Source organism: Streptomyces sp. NPDC037203, from assembly GCF_055605065.1.
This window is the reverse complement of the sequence record NZ_JBVJUC010000003.1, coordinates 86343-103545: the sequence shown is the minus strand read 5'-3', so window position 1 is coordinate 103545 and position 17203 is coordinate 86343. Positions and strand designations below refer to the sequence as shown.

Here is a 17203-nt window from a genome sequence, read left to right as displayed (position 1 = left end):
GATGCCGGTACTGGTGATCACGGGGACGGGCACGGAGGTCGGCAAGACCGTCACCACGGCGGCCGTCGCCGCGGCGGCACGCGTGGCCGGCCGTTCGGTGGCCGTCCTCAAGGCCGCCCAGACGGGGGTACGGCCCGACGAGCGCGGGGACGCCGACGAGGTGGCCCGGCTCGCCGGTGCCGTCACGGCCGAGGAGGTCGCCCGCTATCCCGAGCCGTTGGCGCCGGGCACGGCGGCGCGGCGGGCCGGCCTGGCGCCGGTGCATCCGCAGGAGGTGGCCGAGCGGGCCGCCAAGCTGGCCGCCGAGCACGATCTCGTGCTGGTCGAGGGGGCGGGCGGGCTGCTCGTCCGGTTCGACGCGGCGGGCGGCACACTGGCCGACACGGCGCGGTCGCTGGGCGCGCCGGTGCTGATCGTGGCCCAGGCGGGCCTGGGCACGCTGAACGCCACGGAGCTGACGGCGCGTGAACTGCGCGGCCGTGGCCTGGAGCCGTTCGGCGTGGTGATCGGCAGCTGGCCGGCCGAGCCCGACCTGGCCACCCGCTGCAATGTCGCCGATCTGCCGGAGGTCTCGGCCACGCCCCTCCTGGGCGCGCTCCCGGCGGGCGCGGGTGCCCTGCCCCCGGCCGAGTTCAGGGCGATGGCTCCCGGCTGGCTGTCCCCGCGGCTGGACGGCACGTGGGACGCGGAGGCGTTCCGGGCGCGGGAGGGGGCTTAGGGCCTCTCGTCCGGATCATGCCGGGCTCGCGGAGGGATACTTCCCGCAGGTCCGCGATGTCCGGGAGGTCGGTGTGCGGCTGGGGTCCGAGGCGGCGGGACCGGGTGCCGTGCGGCACCCGGTGTTCGCGCGGTACTACGCGCGGGTCGGCGCCGGGGCGGACGCGCGGCTCGGGTTCGCCGGGGTGCGGGAGCGGCTGCTCGCCGGACTGACCGGCCGGGTGATCGAGGTCGGCGCGGGCAACGGGCTCAACTTCGCCCGCTATCCCGCCGCCGTCTCGCGCGTCGTCGCCGTCGAGCCGGAGCCGCTGCTCGGCCGGCTGGCGCGGGAGGCGGCGCGGTGCGCACCGGTGCCGGTCGACGTGGTGCCCGGCACGGCGGAGGCGCTGCCCGCCCGGAGCGGGGCGTTCGACGCGGTCGTGCTCTCCCTGGTGCTGTGCAGCGTGCGCGATGTGGCGCGGGCGCTGGCCGAGGCGCGGCGGGTGCTCAGGCCCGGCGGGCAGGTGCGGTTCTTCGAGCACGGACGCGGTGGGGGGCGGGCGATGCGGCTGACCCAGCGCGCCCTCGACCGTACGGTGTGGCCCGCGCTCGCCGGGGGCTGCCATCTGGCCCGCGACCCGGTGGCCGCGCTGCGCTGCGCCGGGTTCGAACTGGGCCCGTACCGCCGTCTTCTGCTGCCGGAGGGCGGGCCGCGGCTGCCGGCCTCGTACTGCGTGCTGGGGACCGCCTGGCGCCCGGACGGCGGGCCGGGCGCCCGCTGATCACAGGCTCCAGCGGCGCAGCTCGCGGGCGATGTCCTCGATGCTCGCCGCGCCGTCCTTGACCAGCCGGGCGAGGTCGCGCACCTGCTCCGGGGTGGTGACGACCTTGGCGCCGCTGGCGACCAGGTAGGCGTAGGCCACCGCGGAGGCGAACAGCGCGTTGGAGCGTTCGAGGGCCGGCACGTGGATGAGCAGCTGGAGGAGCGCGGCGGCGCGCGTGTACGGCGTCTCGTACACCGGCACGCCGAATATCTCCGCCCGGTGCCGGGCGACGGCGGCGATCAGCGCGCCCCAGTCGGTGACCTGCGGATCTCCGGGCGTCTGCTGTTCGGCGAGCATGAGCAGCCAGGCGAGGTCGATGCTCAGCCCGTTCGGCGAATCGCTCAAGGGATCAACTGCGTCCTTCGCCCGGAGCGGTGCCGCGCGCCTCGGTGAACTCCTCGGCGAACACGGATTCGTACTGCTTCATGAAGTCGGCGGCGGCCTCCACGAAGGTGCGGCCCACTTCGCCGGTGTCCTGTCTGACCAGTTCCTCGATGTAGCGGTTGACGCTCATCCCGCGGGCCAGCGCGCGCTCACGCGCCGCGCGGGCGGTGCCCTCGTCCACGCGCACGTTCAGCTGGGTTTTCGCCATGTCTCGACGCTAGCGCCCGGACGCTAGCAGAGGCAAGCGGGACCGGGGGCACGAGGGGGCGCACGGTCGCGCCCGGCGGCGGGCATGGGACAGGTCGGGGTCGGGGGCAGGGTCGGGACGGGTCGCCGGGGCCGCCGCGCCTGTCACTGGTTCCCCCGTGCGCCCGGTCACATTAGGCTCGGGCGGACAGCTCGTACCGGTGACCGGGAGGCGGTCTTGGGGACATCCGCAGCCGCACAGCACGCTCCCGGCCGCGCGCCGGGCGAGGGGACCGCGGCCCGCGCCCGCGGGCTGACCAAGGCGTACGGCGCGGGCGAGACCGCCGTGCTCGCGCTGGACTCGGTGGACGTGGACATCGCGCGGGGCCGGTTCACCGCCGTGATGGGGCCCTCGGGGTCCGGCAAGTCCACGCTGATGCACTGCCTGGCGGGGCTCGACACGGTGTCGGCCGGACAGGTGTGGTTGGGCGACACCGAGATCACCGGGCTGCGGGAGCGGGAGCTGACCCGCCTGCGGCGGGACCGGATCGGGTTCATGTTCCAGTCGTTCAATCTCATCCCGACGCTGACCGCCGCCGAGAACATCACCCTGCCGATGGACATCGCCGGCCGCAAACCCGATCAGGCGTGGCTCGATCAGGTGATCGACACCCTCGGGCTGCGCGGGCGGCTCGCGCACCGGCCCGCTCAGCTCTCGGGCGGTCAGCAGCAAAGGGTGGCGTGCGCGCGGGCGCTGGCCTCCCGGCCGGAGCTGATCTTCGCCGACGAACCGACCGGAAACCTCGACTCGCGGGCCGGCCTGGAGGTGCTGGGCTTTCTGCGGGGCGCGGTGGACGACCTGGGGCAGACGGTCGTCATGGTCACCCACGATCCGGGCGCCGCCGCCCACTCCGACCTGGTGCTCTTTCTCGCCGACGGGCGGATCGTGGACGAGCTGGACGGGCCGACGGCGGAGCGGGTCCTGGAGCGGATGAAACGGTTCGACAGCGAGCGGGCGGATCGGCTCGGCGGGGCGCGGGCGGATCGGCTCGGCGGGGAACGGGCGGGACGGCTCGACGACACCCGCGGCCCGGATGCCGCGCGGGAGGGCTGATCCGGTGCTCAAGGCGACCCTGCGGAGCTTCCTCGCGCACAAGGGGCGGCTCGCGCTGTCCGCGCTGGCCGTCGTCCTGTCGGTGGCGTTCGTCGCGGGCAGCCTGATCTTCTCCGACACCGTGACCCGCACCTTCGACCGGCTGTTCGCCTCCACCGCCGCCGATGTGACCGTGCAACCGAAGCGCGACCTCGTGTCCGCGCGGGCGAGCGGCGCGGTGCAGACGCTGCCCGCCGCGCTGCGCGACACGGTGGCGAAGGCCGCCGGCGTGGCGGCGGCGCGCGCCGATGTGCAGGTGCGGAACATCGTGGTGGTCGACCGCCGCGACCGCTCCGTCAGCCCGACCAACGGCGCACCCACCCTCGCCGGCTCCTGGTACCCGACCCGGCACAGCCCGGTGCGGCTGTCCTCCGGGCACGCCCCGCGCGGTGCGGGCGAGGCGCTGCTGGACGCGGACACGGCGGGCAGGGGACACGTACGGATCGGCGACACGCTGACCGTGCAGGCCCAGCCCGGCACGTTCCGGGTGCGGGTCGTCGGGATCGCCACCTTCACCACGACCAATCCGGGCACCGCCCTGGTCTACCTGGACCCGGCGGTGGCCGCACGCCGGCTGCTCGGCTCGGGCGCGCGGGCGACGAGCATCTCGGTGGACGCGGCGCCGGGCGTCTCCGACGAGCAGCTCCGGCACCGGGTCGTCGCGGCGCTCGGCGCGCACGCCGCGACATACGACGTGAAGACGGCGAACGAGCAGGCCAAGTCAGCGGCGGCCAGCCTCGGCAGCTTCCTGGACGTGATCAAGTACGTCATGCTCGGCTTCGCCGGGGTCGCGCTCCTGGTCGGCGTCTTCCTGATCGTCAACACCTTCTCCATGCTGATCGCCCAGCGCACCCGCGAGCTGGGCCTGCTGCGCGCGCTGGGCGCCGACCGGCGCCAGGTGCGCCGCTCGGTGCTGACGGAGGCGCTGCTGCTCGGCCTGGTCGGCTCGACGCTCGGCCTGGCGGCGGGGATCGGGCTGGCGTTCGGGCTCATCGGCCTGATGCGGACGCTCGGGATGAATCTGAACGCCGCCCAGATGGTGATCGGCTGGGGCACGCCCGTCGCCGCGTACCTGGTCGGGCTCGGCGTGACCTTCGTGGCCGCCTACCTCCCGGCCCGCCGGGCGGCGGCCGTCTCCCCCATGGCGGCGCTCGCGGACGCCGAGGTCGCCGGTGTGGGCGAGCCGCTGCGGACGCGGGCGATCGCCGGCGCGGCGGTCGGGGCCGTGGGCGCGGCGGCGCTCGCCGGGTGTGCGGCGGCCACGCGTACCGGTCCCGCCGCCGGGCTGCTGGGCGCCGGGGTGGCGCTGACGCTGATCGCGACCGTGGTGGCCGGGCCGCTGCTGGTGCGGCCGGTGATCCGGGTGCTGGGCGCGGGTTTCCCCGCGCTGTTCGGACCGGTCGGCCGGATGAGCCAGCGCAACGCCCTGCGCAATCCGCGCCGCACCGGTGCCACCGCCGCCGCGCTGATGGTGGGCCTGGCCCTGGTGGGCGGGATGTCGGTGGCGAGCGCCTCCATGTCGGCGTCGTTCGACCAGCAGATCGACAAACGGCTCGGCGCGGACTTCACGGTGCAGAGCGCCAACTTCACCCCGTTCACCCGGCAGGTCGCCGAGCGTGTGGCCGCGACCAGGGGCACCGGGCTCGTCGTGGCGCAGCGGCTGACGCGGATCGCCGTACGACTGCCCGACGGCCGCCGGGTGGAGACCGGCGCCGCCGGCTACGGTCCGGGGCTGGACGACGTCGTGCACCTCTCTTACGCGCGCGGCGGCTCGGCGTCCGCGCTGGCCGAGGGGCACCTCGCCCTGGACGCGGGCTTCGCTCAGGATCACGGGGTGCGGCTCGGCAGTGTGCTCCCGGTGGAGTTTCCGGGCGGTCGCCGGGCCGGGCTGCGAGTCGGCGCGCTCACCGAGCAGTCCACCACCGACGGCTTCGGCGACCAGGGCGGGGTGTTCTTCGGCCTGGGCACGCTGGAGCGGTACGCGCCCGGCGGCCAGGACTCCGCGCTGTACGTGAACGCGGCGCCCGGCACCGCGCCGCAGGAGCTGCGGCCCCGCCTCGAACAGGCGCTCAAGCCGTTTCCGCAGGTGCAGGTGCGTGACCAGGGCGACTACAAGCGACTGGTCCACGACCAGATCGGGGTGCTGTTGTACCTGGTGTACGCGCTGCTGGCCCTGGCGATCGTCATCGCGGTGCTCGGTGTGGTCAACACCCTGGCCCTGTCGGTGGTGGAGCGCACGCGGGAGATCGGACTGCTGCGGGCGATCGGGCTCGGGCGGCGGCAGTTGCGGCGCATGATCCGGCTGGAGTCGGTGGTGATCGCGGTGTTCGGCGCGGTCCTCGGTCTCGTCCTCGGCCTGGTGTGGGGCGTGTGCATGCAACGGGTGCTGGCGCTGCGCGGGTTGACGGCGTTCGCCATCCCGTGGGGCACGATCGTGGCCGTGGTCGTCGGCTCCGCGGTGGTGGGGGTCGTCGCCGCCGCGCTGCCCGCGCTGCGGGCGTCACGCATGAACGTGCTGGCCGCGATCGCCCACGAGTGATCCCGCCCGGGAGATGTGATCGTATGTCTGCTCAAGGTCAATTCACCGATTAACGGGGAGACTTCATGCCGCGTCCGTTCCGCTTCGGGGTCAATCTGCTCACGCCCGCCTCCGCGGCCGAGTGGCGCGCGAAGTGCCGTCGCGCCGAGGAACTGGGCTACGACGTGATCCTCGTCCCCGACCATCTCGGCTGGGTGGCGCCCTTCCCGGCGCTGGTCGCGGCGGCCGAGGCGACCGAGCGGCCCCGCGTCGGCACGCTCGTGCTCAACGCGGGCTTCTACAACCCGGTGTTGCTGGCCCGCGAGGTCGCGACCACCGACGCGCTCACCGGCGGACGTCTCGAACTCGGCCTGGGCACCGGCTATGTGCGGGCGGAGCACGAGGCGGCGGGGCTGCCGTTCGGCTCTCCGGGCGAGCGGGTGGACCATCTGCGGCGCACTGTCGAGGAGTTGGCGCGGCTGCTCGGCTCCGCGGAATACCGGCCGCGGCCGGAACAGGCCCGAGTACCGTTGCTGATCGGCGGCAACGGCGACCGGATGCTGCGACTGACCGCCGAGCACGCCGACATCGCGGCTTTCGCGGGCGTCCGCTCGGGGAACACGACCTCGCTCGAACCGCTCGACGCCGACGAGCTGGACGAACGGGTGGGGCGCTACCGCCAGTTGGCGGCCGGCCGGGCGGAGCCCGCGGAACTCAATCTGCTGATCCAGCAGGTCGCCGTCACCGACGACCCCGAGCCGGCGCTCAGGGCGGTGCTGGAGCGGCAGCCGGAGCTGACCCTGGAGGCCATGCTGGCGCTGCCCGTCATGCTGGTGGGGACGCTGGACGAGGTCGTGGCGAAGGTCAGGGCGCAGCGCGACCGGTACGGGTTCACCAACCTCACCATCCTGGAGGCGCACATGGAGGCGTTCGCACCGGTGATCGAGCGGCTGCGCGCCGCGTCCGCATGACGGAATCCCCGGCGCCCGGACAACGGCCCTGATCAGGATGGCCGTATGGACGAGTTGCGCATACGGCCCGCCGCCCCCGACGACCTGGACGCCGTGCTCGCCTTCTGGCGGACGGCCGCCGAGGGCACCAGCATCAGCGACGACCACGCCGGGGTGGAGCGTCTGGTGGCGCGCGACCCGCAGGCGCTGATCCTGGCCGAGCGGGGCGGTGAGCTGGTCGGCACCGTGATCGCGGGCTTCGACGGGTGGCGCTGCCATCTGTACCGGCTCGCGGTGACTCCCGAGCGACGGCGCCAGGGCATCGCCACAGCCCTGCTGGCCGCCGCCGAGGAGCGCTTCGTGCGCCTCGGCGGCCGGCGCGCCGACGCGATGGTGCTGGTACGCAACGAGCGGGCACGGCACGCGTGGAGCTCGGCCGGGTACGGCCCCGAGGAGCAGTGGCGGCGCTGGGTGAAGCCGCTCACCGGCTGAGCCGCCGCGGTTGTCCACAGGGTCCCGGCGACACTTTGCCCATCCTTTACCCTGGAGGGAGCACTCGGTCCTCTGTGAAAGGTAGTGAGCATCCTCTGATGGACGAGCCCCCCGGCCCGCGACACCGCGCGTCCCGCCGTCCCCTGTCCGATCATGGGACGGGGGTGACCCGATGACCGAAGTGCTGCTCCTGTTGGTGGCGATCCTGCTGTCGGTGGCCTGCGGCGCGTTCGTGGCCGCGGAGTTCTCGCTGACCACGGTCGAGCGCGGTGAGCTGGAGCGGGCCGCGCAGCGCGGCGAGCGGGGTGCCGCGGGCGCCCTGAAGGCGGTCCGGAACCTGACGTTCCAGCTGTCCGGTGCCCAGCTCGGCATCACCGTCACCAACCTGGTCGTCGGCATGCTCGCCGAGCCCTCGATCGCCAAGCTGCTCGCCGGACCGTTCCGGGCCATGGGGTTGTCGGGTGGTGCGGCGCAATCGGCGGCGCTGGTGCTCGGCACCGCGCTGTCCACGGTGTTCCTGATGGTCGTCGGCGAGCTGGTGCCCAAGAACTGGGCGATCTCCTCGCCGCTGGCCGTCGCCAAACGGGTGGGCACCCCGCAGCGCTGGTTCAGCGCCGCCTTCCGGCCCTTCATCGCCCAGCTGAACAACACGGCCAACCATGTCGTACGCCGGCTCGGTCTCGAACCCGCCGAGGAGCTGGCCTCCGCGCGCGGGCCGCAGGAGCTGGCCGCGCTCGCCCGGCACTCCGCCAAGCAGGGCGCCCTGGAGGCGGACACCGCCGAGCTGTTCGTGCGGACACTGAACCTTGCCGACCTGACCGCGGAGAACGTGATGACCCCCCGCGTCCAGGTCATCGCTCTGGAGGAGCAGGCGACCTGCGAGGACGTGGCGAACGCGACCCGTGCGACGGGCCTGTCCCGCTTCCCGGTCTTCCGCGGCACCCTCGACTCCGTCGTCGGCACCGTCCACATCAAGGACGTCCTCGCGGTGCCCGCCGAGCACCGCCGCCACCGCCGTATCTCGCATCTGATGCGGGAGCCGCTGCTGGTGCCGGAGTCCCTCACCGTGGACCGGCTCCTCGACCGGCTCTCCGGCCGCCGCACCATGGCCGTCGTCATCGACGAGTACGGCGGCACGGCGGGCGTGGCGACCCTGGAGGACATCGTCGAGGAGGTCGTCGGCGAGGTGCGCGACGAACACGACCCGCACGAGACGCCCGACCTCGCCCCGGCCGGCGCGGACGAGAACGGCCGGGCCCTGTACTCGGCCGACGGCGCCGCCCGCACCGATCAGCTCGCGCGCGTCGGACTGCGGGTCCCCGAGGGGCCGTACGAGACCCTGGCCGGTCTGGTCGCCGCCGAGCTGGGCCGCATACCCGAGGCGGGCGACCGGGTCGAGATCGCCGGCTGGCGCCTGGACGTGGTGGACGCCTCCGGCCGGCGCGCCGCCCGGCTGCTGCTGCACGCGCCCCTGGACGACGAACGCGGACACAGGACGACGGAGGGGGCGCGATGACCGCCGTACAGCTGCTGATCGGTCTGGCCACCCTCGTGGTCAACGCCTTCTTCGTGGCCGGTGAGTTCGCGCTGATCTCGGTGCGCCGCTCGCAGATCGAGCCGCTCGCGCAGGAGGGCGACCGGCGCGCCAGGAGCGCGTTGTGGGGCCTGGAGCACGTCTCCGCGCTGCTGGCCGCCGCCCAGCTCGGCATCACGCTGTGCACGCTGGTCCTGGGTGTGGTCGCCGAGCCGGCCATCGCCCATCTGCTGGAGCCGGTGTTCCACGCGGTGGGCGTGCCGCTGGGCGTGGGCCATGTGGTCTCGTTCGTGATCGCGCTGACCCTGGCGACGTACCTGCACATGCTGCTCGGCGAGATGGTGCCCAAGAACATCTCGCTCGCGGAGCCGGTGCGCGCCGCGCTGCTGCTCGGGCCGCCGCTGGTCGCGCTGTCCCGCGCGCTGCGCCCGGTGATCTTCACGGTGAACGCGTTCGCCAACGGGCTGCTGAAGCTGCTGCGGGTGGAGGCCAGGGACGAGGTCGCGGCCACCTTCACGGACGCCGAACTCGCCGAGATCGTCAAGGACGCGAGCGAGGCGGGCCTGATCGACGGCCGGGCGCAGGAGCGGCTGCACGACGCCCTGGAGCTGGGCAGCCGCCCGGTGCGGGATGTGGTGGTGCCCCTGGAGCGGGTGGTGTACGCGCGGGTGGGCGTCACCCCGGAGCAGCTGGAGCGGCTGTCGGCCGAGTCGGGTTTCTCGCGCTTCCCGGTGGTCGACGAGAGCCGTCGCATCGTCGGATATCTGCACGTCAAGGACGCGCTGGACGCCCTGCCCCGAGACCTGCCGTTCGCGCTGCGCGACATGCGGCCGATCGCGCGGGTGAAGGCGGACACCCCGCTGGACGACGTGCTCACCGCGATGCGGGGCAGCCGCAACCACGTGGCCGCCGTCCTCGGCGACGACGGGCGCCTCGCCGGGCTGGTGACCATGGAGGACGTACTGCGGGAGCTGTTCGGCCAGCCGGCCTGAGCCGGGCGCCCCCTGACCGACCGCCGGGTATGGAGCCGGGATACCATCGCTGTCGCCATGCAGACGAATCCCACGCCTCCCCCGTACTCCAGCCTGGTCGCGATCGGCGACTCCTTCACCGAGGGCATGTCCGATCTGCTGCCGGACGGCTCCTACCGGGGCTGGGCGGATCTGCTCGCGGCGCGGATGGCGGCGGGCACACCGGGTTTCCGGTACGCCAACCTCGCCGTGCGGGGCAAGCTGATCGGGCAGATAGTCGACGAGCAGGTGGACCGGGCCGCCGCCATGAACGCCGATGTGGTGACCCTGGTCGGCGGGCTCAACGACACCCTGCGACCCAAGTGCGACATGGGCAGGGTGCGCGGGCTGCTGACCGAGGCGGTGGAGCGGCTGGCCCCCTCCTGCCGGCGGCTGGTGCTGATGCGCAGCCCCGGCCGCCAGGGCCCGGTCCTGGAGCGGTTCCGGCCGCGCATGGAGGAGCTGTTCGCCACCGTGGACGAGCTGGCCGCGAAGCACGGCGCTCTCGTCGTCGACCTGTACGGCGCCCCCGCGCTCGGCGATCCCCGGCTGTGGGACGTGGACCGGCTGCATCTGACCGCCGAGGGTCACCGCCGGGTGGCCGAGGCGGTCTGGCAGTCGCTCGGCTACCCGCCCGAGGACACCGAGTGGCACGTCCCGATGCCGGCCACCGCACCCCCGGCCTGGCTGCACCGGCGCACGGCGGACCTCCGCTTCGCCCGGCAGCACCTGTTCCCCTGGATCGCGAGACGCCTGACCGGCCGCTCCTCCGGCGACGGCCGGCCGGCCAAGCGGCCGGAGCTGCTGCCGTACGAGACGCATGAGGCGGACGAAGAGCTGCGCAAGCGCGTGATCCGCCAGGTCTCCCCGACGCAGGACGCATGATCCCCGCAGGACAGGACCTAGCCTCCCTGTCCTGCGAGCGTGGCCAGGACGTCCGCGACCGGGGTGGGGTCGAGAGGACCGACGTGTGACGCGCCGGGGAAGTCGTGCACGCGGAAGCTGTTGCCGGGTGTGGACGCGTCGGCTTCCGTGATCATTCTGTCCTGGAGCGCGGTGGCGATCGTGCGGTCCCTGCCGAAACGCAGGTAGGTGCGGGGAACGCGTCCCCAGGTGCCGGCCCGGCCGACCGCTCGGCCCGCATAGGCGGCGACGGGCTCGTCGGTCTGCATGCCGGCCAGTATCCGGCGGAAGTCGGCGTCGGGGTAGTCCGCGCAGATCATCTCCTTCAGGAGGGCCAACTCACCGCTGGCACCCGTACGGAAGTTCAGCCGCAACACCCCGAGCCGGTCCGGGTCGCCCACCGTCAGTTGCACCGGGCTGACCGCGTTCGCGTTCTCGGGTGCCGCCGTGCAGGCGTCCGCCGTGGGCAGGGCGCGGCTGGGACAGAAGGCCGCCATGTAGCAGAGGTGCCGAAGCAGGTGCGGGACGGCGTCGCCGACACGGCTGACCGACACGCCGCCCAGGCTGTGCCCGACGAGTACCACCGGACCGTTTCGTGCGGCCCGCCGCACGATGCCGGTGACGCGCGCCTCGTAGTCGTCCAGCCCGAGGCCCTTCAGCGGGGAGGGCTCGACGGCCATCGCCGTGAGGTCCTGCCGCTGGTACGACTCCGCCACGAAAGCCTCCGCGCCGTGCCGCGGCTGGTCCACCATGACGACGCGGTGGCCGCGCAGCACCAGTTCCCGCGCGATCGGCATCCAGAACGCGCCGGCGCTGTGGGTACCGTGCACCAGCACGTACGTCACCGGCCCGCGACGCGGGGACGCCGCGGCCGGCGAGGTTCCGCGTCCGGTGGCCGGCGCCATGCCGACCACGGCGAGTCCCAGCCCGTGCAGCGCCGTCCGCCGGGTGGTGCTTTTCCGCGTTCCGTCCGTGTCATCCGTCATGAACACAACGCTAGGAACGGCCAGTTCGGCCCACCAGCGGTCCAGCGCCCCCACGGGGGTGGACCCAGAGCCACCCTGCCCCCTGCCGTGCGGCTCGCGGGGTCCGGCCCGCGCGCCGAGAGCCGCCAACCGCCCGGACTGGCCGGACCGGATACGTGATGACCCCTACAGGGGCCCGTGACCTGTAGCTTTCTACGGTCCCTGGACGGTGCGGAGCCTGTATGGACGGACTGTAAACTCTGGACACGTGACTTCAGCGCCCGCCAAGCCCCGCATCCCGAACGTCCTCGCCGGACGCTACGCCTCCGCCGAGCTCGCCACGCTCTGGTCGCCCGAGCAGAAGGTGAAACTGGAGCGGCAGCTCTGGCTCGCCGTGCTGCGGGCCCAGAAGGATCTCGGTATCGAGGTGCCGGACGAGGCGATCGCCGACTACGAGCGTGTCCTCGACACCGTCGACCTGGCCTCGATCGCCGAGCGCGAGAAGGTCACCCGGCACGATGTGAAGGCGCGGATCGAGGAGTTCAACGCCCTCGCCGGGCACGAGCACGTGCACAAGGGCATGACCTCCCGCGACCTCACCGAGAACGTCGAGCAGCTGCAGATCCGGCTCTCCCTGGAGCTGATGCGCGACCGCGGCGTGGCCGTCCTCGCCCGTCTCGGCAAGCTGGCCGGCGAGTACGCCGAGCTGGTCATGGCCGGCCGCTCCCACAACGTGGCCGCGCAGGCCACCACCCTCGGCAAGCGCTTCGCGACCGCCGCCGACGAGCTGCTCGTGGCCTACGGCCGTATCGAGGAGCTGCTCGCCCGCTACCCGCTGCGCGGCATCAAGGGCCCGGTCGGCACCGCGCAGGACATGCTGGACCTGCTGGGCGGCGACGCGGCCAAGCTCGCCGAGCTGGAGCAGCGGATCGCCCACCACCTGGGCTTCTCCCAGGCGTTCACCTCGGTCGGCCAGGTCTACCCGCGCTCGCTGGACTACGAGGTCGTCACCGCGCTGGTGCAGCTGGCGGCGGCGCCGTCCTCGCTGGCCAAGACGATCCGGCTGATGGCCGGCAACGAGCTGGTCACCGAGGGCTTCAAGCCCGGCCAGGTCGGCTCCTCGGCGATGCCGCACAAGATGAACACCCGCTCCTGCGAGCGCGTCAACGGCCTGATGGTGATCCTGCGCGGCTACGCCTCGATGACCGGCGAGCTGGCGGGCGACCAGTGGAACGAGGGCGATGTGTCCTGCTCCGTGGTGCGCCGCGTCGCGCTCCCGGACGCCTTCTTCGCGCTGGACGGCCTGCTGGAGACCTTCCTGACGGTGCTCGACGAGTTCGGTGCGTTCCCGGCGGTCATCGCCCGCGAGCTGGACCGCTACCTGCCGTTCCTCGCCACCACCAAGGTGCTGATGGGCGCGGTGCGCGCCGGGGTCGGCCGCGAGGTCGCGCACGAGGCGATCAAGGAGAACGCCGTCGCCACCGCCCTCGCCATGCGCGAGCAGGGCGCCGAGCGCAACGATCTGCTGGACAAGCTCGCCGCCGACGAGCGGCTCCCGCTGGACCGCGGGCAGCTGGCCGCGCTGATGGCCGACAAGCTGTCCTTCACCGGCGCCGCGGCCGACCAGGTCGCCGTGGTCGTCGGCCGGATCGAGGAGATCGTCAAGCAGCACCCGGAGGCCGCCGGCTACACACCGGGGGCGATCCTCTGACCCCGCGGCTTTCCCGAGCGGACCTGGAGGCCGCCCGCGACCGTCTCGTTCCGGACGTGGTCGCGGGCGGCCTCCAGGTGCTTTTCTGCGGCATCAACCCCGGCCTGCTGACAGCGGCCACCGGCCACCACTTCGCCCGGCCCGGCAACCGGTTCTGGCCGGTGCTGCACCTGTCCGGCTTCACGCCGAGGCTGCTGAGGCCGGCCGAGCAGCGGGACCTGCTGTCGTACGGCCTCGGTATCACCAATGTCGTGGCCCGCGCGACCGCTCGGGCGGACGAGCTGACCGCCGAGGAGTACGCCGAGGGCGGCCGGCTGCTGACCGAGAAGGTACGCCACCTCGCACCGCGCTGGCTCGCGGTGGTCGGGGTGACCGCCTACCGCGCCGCCTTCGCCGACCGCGCCGCCAAGGTGGGGCCGCAGGAGCGGACCATCGGGGACACCCGGATCTGGGTCCTGCCCAACCCCAGTGGCCTGAACGCGCACTGGACGGCGGCGACGATGGCGGAGGAGTTCGGGCGGCTGCGGGCGGCGGCGGAGGAGTAGGCCGGGGCATCCCCGCGGCCGGCCGATCCGGGCCCCCGAGGGCGGCAGGCCCGGTGGTCTCGGTGGGAACCGGCGCGACCGGGTCGAACCCGGCGCTCGCCGGGGCGCAGCAGGCCGAGTACGATCCGGCCAACACGCCCGCGAGCTGGGAGGACGGACGGTGGGGCAGCTGACCGGCGGCGATCCCTCGCTGCTGCGAAGGATCAACTCCGCGGTGGTGCTGCACGCGCTGCGGGCCACGGACTGCGCGACGCTCACCGAGATCGCACGGGTCACCGGGCTGTCCCGGCCCACGGTCGAGGGTGTGGTGGAGCAGCTGATCGAGGCCGGGCTCGTGGTGGAGCGGGCCGCCGACGAGGGGATCGCGCGCAGGCAGGGGCGCCCGGCCCGGCGGTTCCGGTTCCGGGCCGAGGCGGGGCATCTGCTGGGCCTGGAGATCGGCCCGCACCGGGTCGCCGCGCTGCTGTCCGACCTGGACGGGCGGGTGCTGGGCCGGCAGGCCAAGGAGGTCGCCGAGACGGCACCGGCGGACGAGCGCCTGGACCGGCTGCGGGGCACGGTCGCCGAGCTGCTGCGGCGCTGCGGGGTCCCCCGCGGCTCGCTGCGCGCGGTGGGCGTGGGCACGCCGGGCATCGTGGCGGCCGGCGGCACGGTGCGGCTGAGCACGGCGCTGCCGCAGTGGACGGGCCTCGACCTCGGCGAGCGGCTGAGCCGTTCCTTCAAGTGCCCGGTGCTGGTGGAGAACGACGCCAACGCGGCGGCGGTCGCCGAGCACTGGAAGGGCGCGGCGGACGACACCGACGACGTGGTGTTCGTGCTGGCCGGGCTGAGCCCCGGAGCGGGCGCGCTGATCGGCGGCCGGCTGCACCGCGGCTTCGGCGGGGCGGCCGGGGAGATCGGGGCGCTGCATCTGCTGGGCCGGGAGGCCACTCCGGAGACGCTGCTGTCCACCACCGACGAGCCCCTGCATCCGCTGGACGAGCAGGCGGTGGCCAAGGTGTTCGCGCTGGCGCGGGAGGGGGATCTGCGGGCGCGGGCGGCGGTGGAGCGGTTCATCCAGCGGCTGGTGCACGACGTGGCCGCGCTGGTCCTCGCGCTCGATCCGGAGCTGGTCGTGATCGGCGGCTGGGCGGCCGGGCTGGACGGTGTCCTGGAACCGCTGCGCCGCGAACTGGCCCGCTACTGTCTGCGGCCGCCCCGCGTGGCGCTGTCCGTGCTGGGCGAGGCGGCCGTGGCCACGGGCGCGCTGCGGCTGGCCCTGGACCATGTGGAGGAGCAGTTGTTCGCGGTGGAGGGCACGGTGACGGCGCGCCGCTGACGGGAGCCGTACGACCGCTCCCGCTACGGCACCGCGACGCCCGCCGCCGCCAGCAGCTCGTCCGCGACGATCCGGGCGCCCGTGTCGCCGACGAGGATCGTGTAGTGGTTGGTGCCGGGGACGCGCCGGGCCTGGACCCGTCCGGGATCGAGTCCGGCGGCGGCGAGGCGGTCGTCGTCGTACAGGCCCTGCGGCTCGTCCATCAGGCCGCGTTCCGCCCAGAGCAGCCGTGCGGGCAGCGGCAGCCGGTGGATCGCGTCGGCCACCTCGCCGCCGAGCTGGTCGATGCCGTCGACGCGGACCGCCTCGATCGCGCAGGACGAGCGCAACTCGGGCTCCGCGCCGACGAGATCGCGCTGGGTGTAGGCGTCCACCCAGGGCGACCAGGCGGCGGCGAAGCCCGGATGCCGCTGCCAGAACGCCCGGTAGGCGTCCCGGCTCTCGAACGTCATCGACAGCCGGGCCATGGCGGGGCCGAGGACGGCGGCGATCAGTTCGTCGGGGTCCGGCTCGGCCGGCAGGGGGAAGGTCACGCCGCCGTCGACGAGCAGCAGGGCGCAGGGCAGGGCGGGGTGGCGTACGGCGGTCAGCGCGGCGGTGAAGGCGCCCATGGAGTGGCCGGTGAGCACCACGGGGCCGGGGGCCAGCCGCGCGGCCACGGCTGCCATGTCGTCGGCGTGCGCGGCGATGCCGTACGGGCCCGGCAGGCCGCGGCTGTGGGCCCGGCCGCGCAGGTCCGGGGCGAGCAGGGTGACGCGCCCGGCCAGGTGGTGGGCGACCCGTGCCCAGGACAGGCCGTTGGCGGTGATGCCGTGCAGGGCCAGCACCACGGGGGCGCCGGGGTCGGCGGCGGGCCAGCGCAGTACGGCCAGCTCACCGCCGCGCACGGGGACGCGCAGCTCCTCGTACGCCGGTATCTGTGCTACGGGCGGGATACGGCTCATGACGGAACGGCCTCCTCGCGGTGCGTGGTCGCCGGAATCATAGGAGCGGCACGCGGCCGGCGACATGGTGCCGGTCGCGGCTCCCCCGGCACCGGCCGGCCCACCCTGGTGGATCAGGGGCGCGCGCACGCTGCGAGGAGCGGTCCGGACGGATCAGGAGGCCCGCTGGGCCGGGTCGTGGTGGATTTCCACGCCCGCGCTGTCGCCGAAGGTCAGCCGGCAGGTGTCGGCGCGGTAGGTCGCCACGGAGAGGGCGGCGGTGCGGCTCAGGGCGGTGAAGCGGGTGGTGACGACGAGGACGGGCGAGCCGGGGAGCCGGTCCAGTTCACGGGCGTCGTCCGCGCGGGCCGAGCCCAGCTCGACGGCCCGGTCCTGGCCCTCCAGGTCCAGGTGGTGCAGCTCCCGCAGCACCGCACGCGCGCGGGCCGCGCCGGAGGGCGCGTCGATCGCGGTGAGGCCGGGCACCGACGCGGCCGGGATGTACAGGAGTTCGGTGGCGACCAGCTGGCCGCCCGACATCCGGGAGCGGCGCACGGTGTGCACGGGCTCGTCCGCGCCGGTCTCCAGCGCGGCGGCGACCATCGCGGGCGGAATCTCCTGGACGCAGTCGACGGCCTGCCAGGCGTCCCCGGCGACGCCGGGCCAGGAGTGCTGTTCGCCGCCGACGGCCACGCCCACGCGCGGCGGCGCGACGGTGGTGCCGACGCCCCGGCGGCGCTGCAACCGGCCCTCCAGCTCCAGCTGTTCGAGGGCCTGGCGGAGCGTGGCGCGGGCCACGCCGAAGCGGGCGGCCAGATCGCGCTCGTTGGGCAGGATCTCGCCGACCGAGAACTCGGAGTCGAGCGCCTCGCTGAGCACGGTCCTGAGATGCCAGTACTTCGGTTCCTGCACCGAATCCAGCTGCGTGGTCCCCACCCTGTCCTCCGCAAGAGCCGTGGTGCGGCGGTTTTTAGCGCCCTTGTTTATTAAAGGTTGTTGCACTTCTCTGCCGACCATAGGACGGCCGACACCCTTGGTCAAGACCAATCCTCGTTCCCCGGACGAACGCCGGGGAGGGCCGCAGCGCAGCG

Annotated in this window: 17 protein-coding genes; 12 read left to right on the top strand and 5 right to left on the bottom strand. The window is 73.9% G+C overall.

Annotated features, from left to right (window positions below; translation table 11 throughout):
* Position 1: 1 nt before the first annotated feature.
* Both bioD and ACZ7EC_RS09670 read left to right on the top strand, forming a co-directional pair.
* Positions 2 to 718, top strand: coding sequence for a dethiobiotin synthase (gene bioD, locus ACZ7EC_RS09675; protein ID WP_471060064.1), 717 nt, complete (start codon positions 2 to 4; stop codon positions 716 to 718).
* Positions 719 to 791: 73 nt separating this feature from the next.
* On the top strand, positions 792 to 1478 hold the full coding sequence (locus ACZ7EC_RS09670; protein WP_471060061.1) for a class I SAM-dependent methyltransferase: 687 nt from the start codon (positions 792 to 794) through the stop codon (positions 1476 to 1478).
* Here the strand turns inward: ACZ7EC_RS09670 and ACZ7EC_RS09665 are convergent, their stop codons facing one another.
* Together ACZ7EC_RS09665 and ACZ7EC_RS09660 are read right to left on the bottom strand one after the other, a co-directional pair.
* Entirely contained in the window at positions 1479 to 1817 is a 339-nt protein-coding gene (locus ACZ7EC_RS09665; protein WP_471061998.1) for a fic family toxin-antitoxin system, toxin component, read from the bottom strand.
* 52 nt (positions 1818 to 1869) lie between these two features.
* The gene (locus ACZ7EC_RS09660; RefSeq protein WP_397987406.1) at positions 1870 to 2112 is read right to left on the bottom strand and encodes a toxin-antitoxin system HicB family antitoxin; all 243 of its coding nucleotides are present in this window, start codon (positions 2110 to 2112) and stop codon (positions 1870 to 1872) included.
* Between the two features lie 216 nt (positions 2113 to 2328).
* On the opposite strand from ACZ7EC_RS09660, the gene ACZ7EC_RS09655 reads away from it, so the two are divergent.
* From ACZ7EC_RS09655 to ACZ7EC_RS09625, 7 genes are all read left to right on the top strand, one after another.
* Entirely contained in the window at positions 2329 to 3204 is an 876-nt protein-coding gene (locus ACZ7EC_RS09655) for an ABC transporter ATP-binding protein (RefSeq protein ID WP_471060057.1), read from the top strand.
* Between the two features lie 4 nt (positions 3205 to 3208).
* A complete protein-coding gene (locus ACZ7EC_RS09650; protein WP_471060054.1) occupies positions 3209 to 5782 on the top strand; it encodes an ABC transporter permease in 2574 nt (857 codons plus the stop codon).
* A 65-nt stretch (positions 5783 to 5847) separates the two neighbouring features.
* The gene (locus tag ACZ7EC_RS09645; protein ID WP_471060052.1) at positions 5848 to 6732 is read left to right on the top strand and encodes an LLM class F420-dependent oxidoreductase; all 885 of its coding nucleotides are present in this window, start codon (positions 5848 to 5850) and stop codon (positions 6730 to 6732) included.
* A 45-nt stretch (positions 6733 to 6777) separates the two neighbouring features.
* Positions 6778 to 7203, top strand: coding sequence for a GNAT family N-acetyltransferase (locus tag ACZ7EC_RS09640; protein WP_471060050.1), 426 nt, complete (start codon positions 6778 to 6780; stop codon positions 7201 to 7203).
* 172 nt (positions 7204 to 7375) lie between these two features.
* Positions 7376 to 8719 carry a hemolysin family protein gene (locus ACZ7EC_RS09635; protein WP_471060048.1) on the top strand — a complete coding sequence of 448 codons (1344 nt, stop codon included), beginning with the start codon at positions 7376 to 7378 and terminating at the stop codon, positions 8717 to 8719.
* Complete coding sequence (locus ACZ7EC_RS09630; protein ID WP_471060046.1) at positions 8716 to 9729, top strand: hemolysin family protein; 1014 nt, start codon at positions 8716 to 8718, stop codon at positions 9727 to 9729. Before ACZ7EC_RS09635 ends, ACZ7EC_RS09630 begins: the two co-directional genes overlap by 4 nt.
* A 57-nt stretch (positions 9730 to 9786) precedes the next feature.
* The gene (locus tag ACZ7EC_RS09625; protein ID WP_471060043.1) at positions 9787 to 10632 is read left to right on the top strand and encodes an SGNH/GDSL hydrolase family protein; all 846 of its coding nucleotides are present in this window, start codon (positions 9787 to 9789) and stop codon (positions 10630 to 10632) included.
* Between the two features lie 17 nt (positions 10633 to 10649).
* Here the strand turns inward: ACZ7EC_RS09625 and ACZ7EC_RS09620 are convergent, their stop codons facing one another.
* A complete protein-coding gene (locus ACZ7EC_RS09620) occupies positions 10650 to 11642 on the bottom strand; it encodes an alpha/beta fold hydrolase (protein ID WP_471061995.1) in 993 nt (330 codons plus the stop codon).
* A gap of 241 nt (positions 11643 to 11883) precedes the next feature.
* Here ACZ7EC_RS09620 and purB point away from each other — a divergent pair, with 241 nt between their 5' ends.
* The 3 genes from purB to ACZ7EC_RS09605 all read left to right on the top strand — a co-directional run bounded on the left by purB (position 11884) and on the right by ACZ7EC_RS09605 (position 15189).
* A complete protein-coding gene (gene purB, locus ACZ7EC_RS09615; RefSeq protein WP_471060040.1) occupies positions 11884 to 13326 on the top strand; it encodes an adenylosuccinate lyase in 1443 nt (480 codons plus the stop codon).
* A 56-nt stretch (positions 13327 to 13382) separates the two neighbouring features.
* Complete coding sequence (mug, locus tag ACZ7EC_RS09610; protein WP_471060038.1) at positions 13383 to 13871, top strand: G/U mismatch-specific DNA glycosylase; 489 nt, start codon at positions 13383 to 13385, stop codon at positions 13869 to 13871.
* A gap of 160 nt (positions 13872 to 14031) precedes the next feature.
* The gene (locus ACZ7EC_RS09605) at positions 14032 to 15189 is read left to right on the top strand and encodes an ROK family transcriptional regulator (protein WP_471060036.1); all 1158 of its coding nucleotides are present in this window, start codon (positions 14032 to 14034) and stop codon (positions 15187 to 15189) included.
* 23 nt (positions 15190 to 15212) lie between these two features.
* On the opposite strand, the gene ACZ7EC_RS09600 is transcribed toward ACZ7EC_RS09605, so the two are convergent.
* Positions 15213 to 16133, bottom strand: coding sequence for an alpha/beta hydrolase (locus ACZ7EC_RS09600; RefSeq protein WP_471060034.1), 921 nt, complete (start codon positions 16131 to 16133; stop codon positions 15213 to 15215).
* A gap of 153 nt (positions 16134 to 16286) precedes the next feature.
* Entirely contained in the window at positions 16287 to 17048 is a 762-nt protein-coding gene (locus ACZ7EC_RS09595; protein WP_471060031.1) for a GntR family transcriptional regulator, read from the bottom strand.
* Between the last annotated feature and the right edge of the window lie 155 nt (positions 17049 to 17203).

Coding starts and splice junctions, on each gene's coding strand:
- bioD (WP_471060064.1), top strand. CDS start 2: ATGCCGGTACTGGTGATCACGGGGACGGGCACGGAGGTCGGCAAGACC.
- ACZ7EC_RS09665 (WP_471061998.1), bottom strand. CDS start 1,817: ATGCTCGCCGAACAGCAGACGCCCGGAGATCCGCAGGTCACCGACTGG.
- ACZ7EC_RS09660 (WP_397987406.1), bottom strand. CDS start 2,112: ATGGCGAAAACCCAGCTGAACGTGCGCGTGGACGAGGGCACCGCCCGC.
- ACZ7EC_RS09645 (WP_471060052.1), top strand. CDS start 5,848: ATGCCGCGTCCGTTCCGCTTCGGGGTCAATCTGCTCACGCCCGCCTCC.
- ACZ7EC_RS09640 (WP_471060050.1), top strand. CDS start 6,778: ATGGACGAGTTGCGCATACGGCCCGCCGCCCCCGACGACCTGGACGCC.
- ACZ7EC_RS09635 (WP_471060048.1), top strand. CDS start 7,376: ATGACCGAAGTGCTGCTCCTGTTGGTGGCGATCCTGCTGTCGGTGGCC.
- ACZ7EC_RS09630 (WP_471060046.1), top strand. CDS start 8,716: ATGACCGCCGTACAGCTGCTGATCGGTCTGGCCACCCTCGTGGTCAAC.
- ACZ7EC_RS09625 (WP_471060043.1), top strand. CDS start 9,787: ATGCAGACGAATCCCACGCCTCCCCCGTACTCCAGCCTGGTCGCGATC.
- ACZ7EC_RS09600 (WP_471060034.1), bottom strand. CDS start 16,133: ATGAGCCGTATCCCGCCCGTAGCACAGATACCGGCGTACGAGGAGCTG.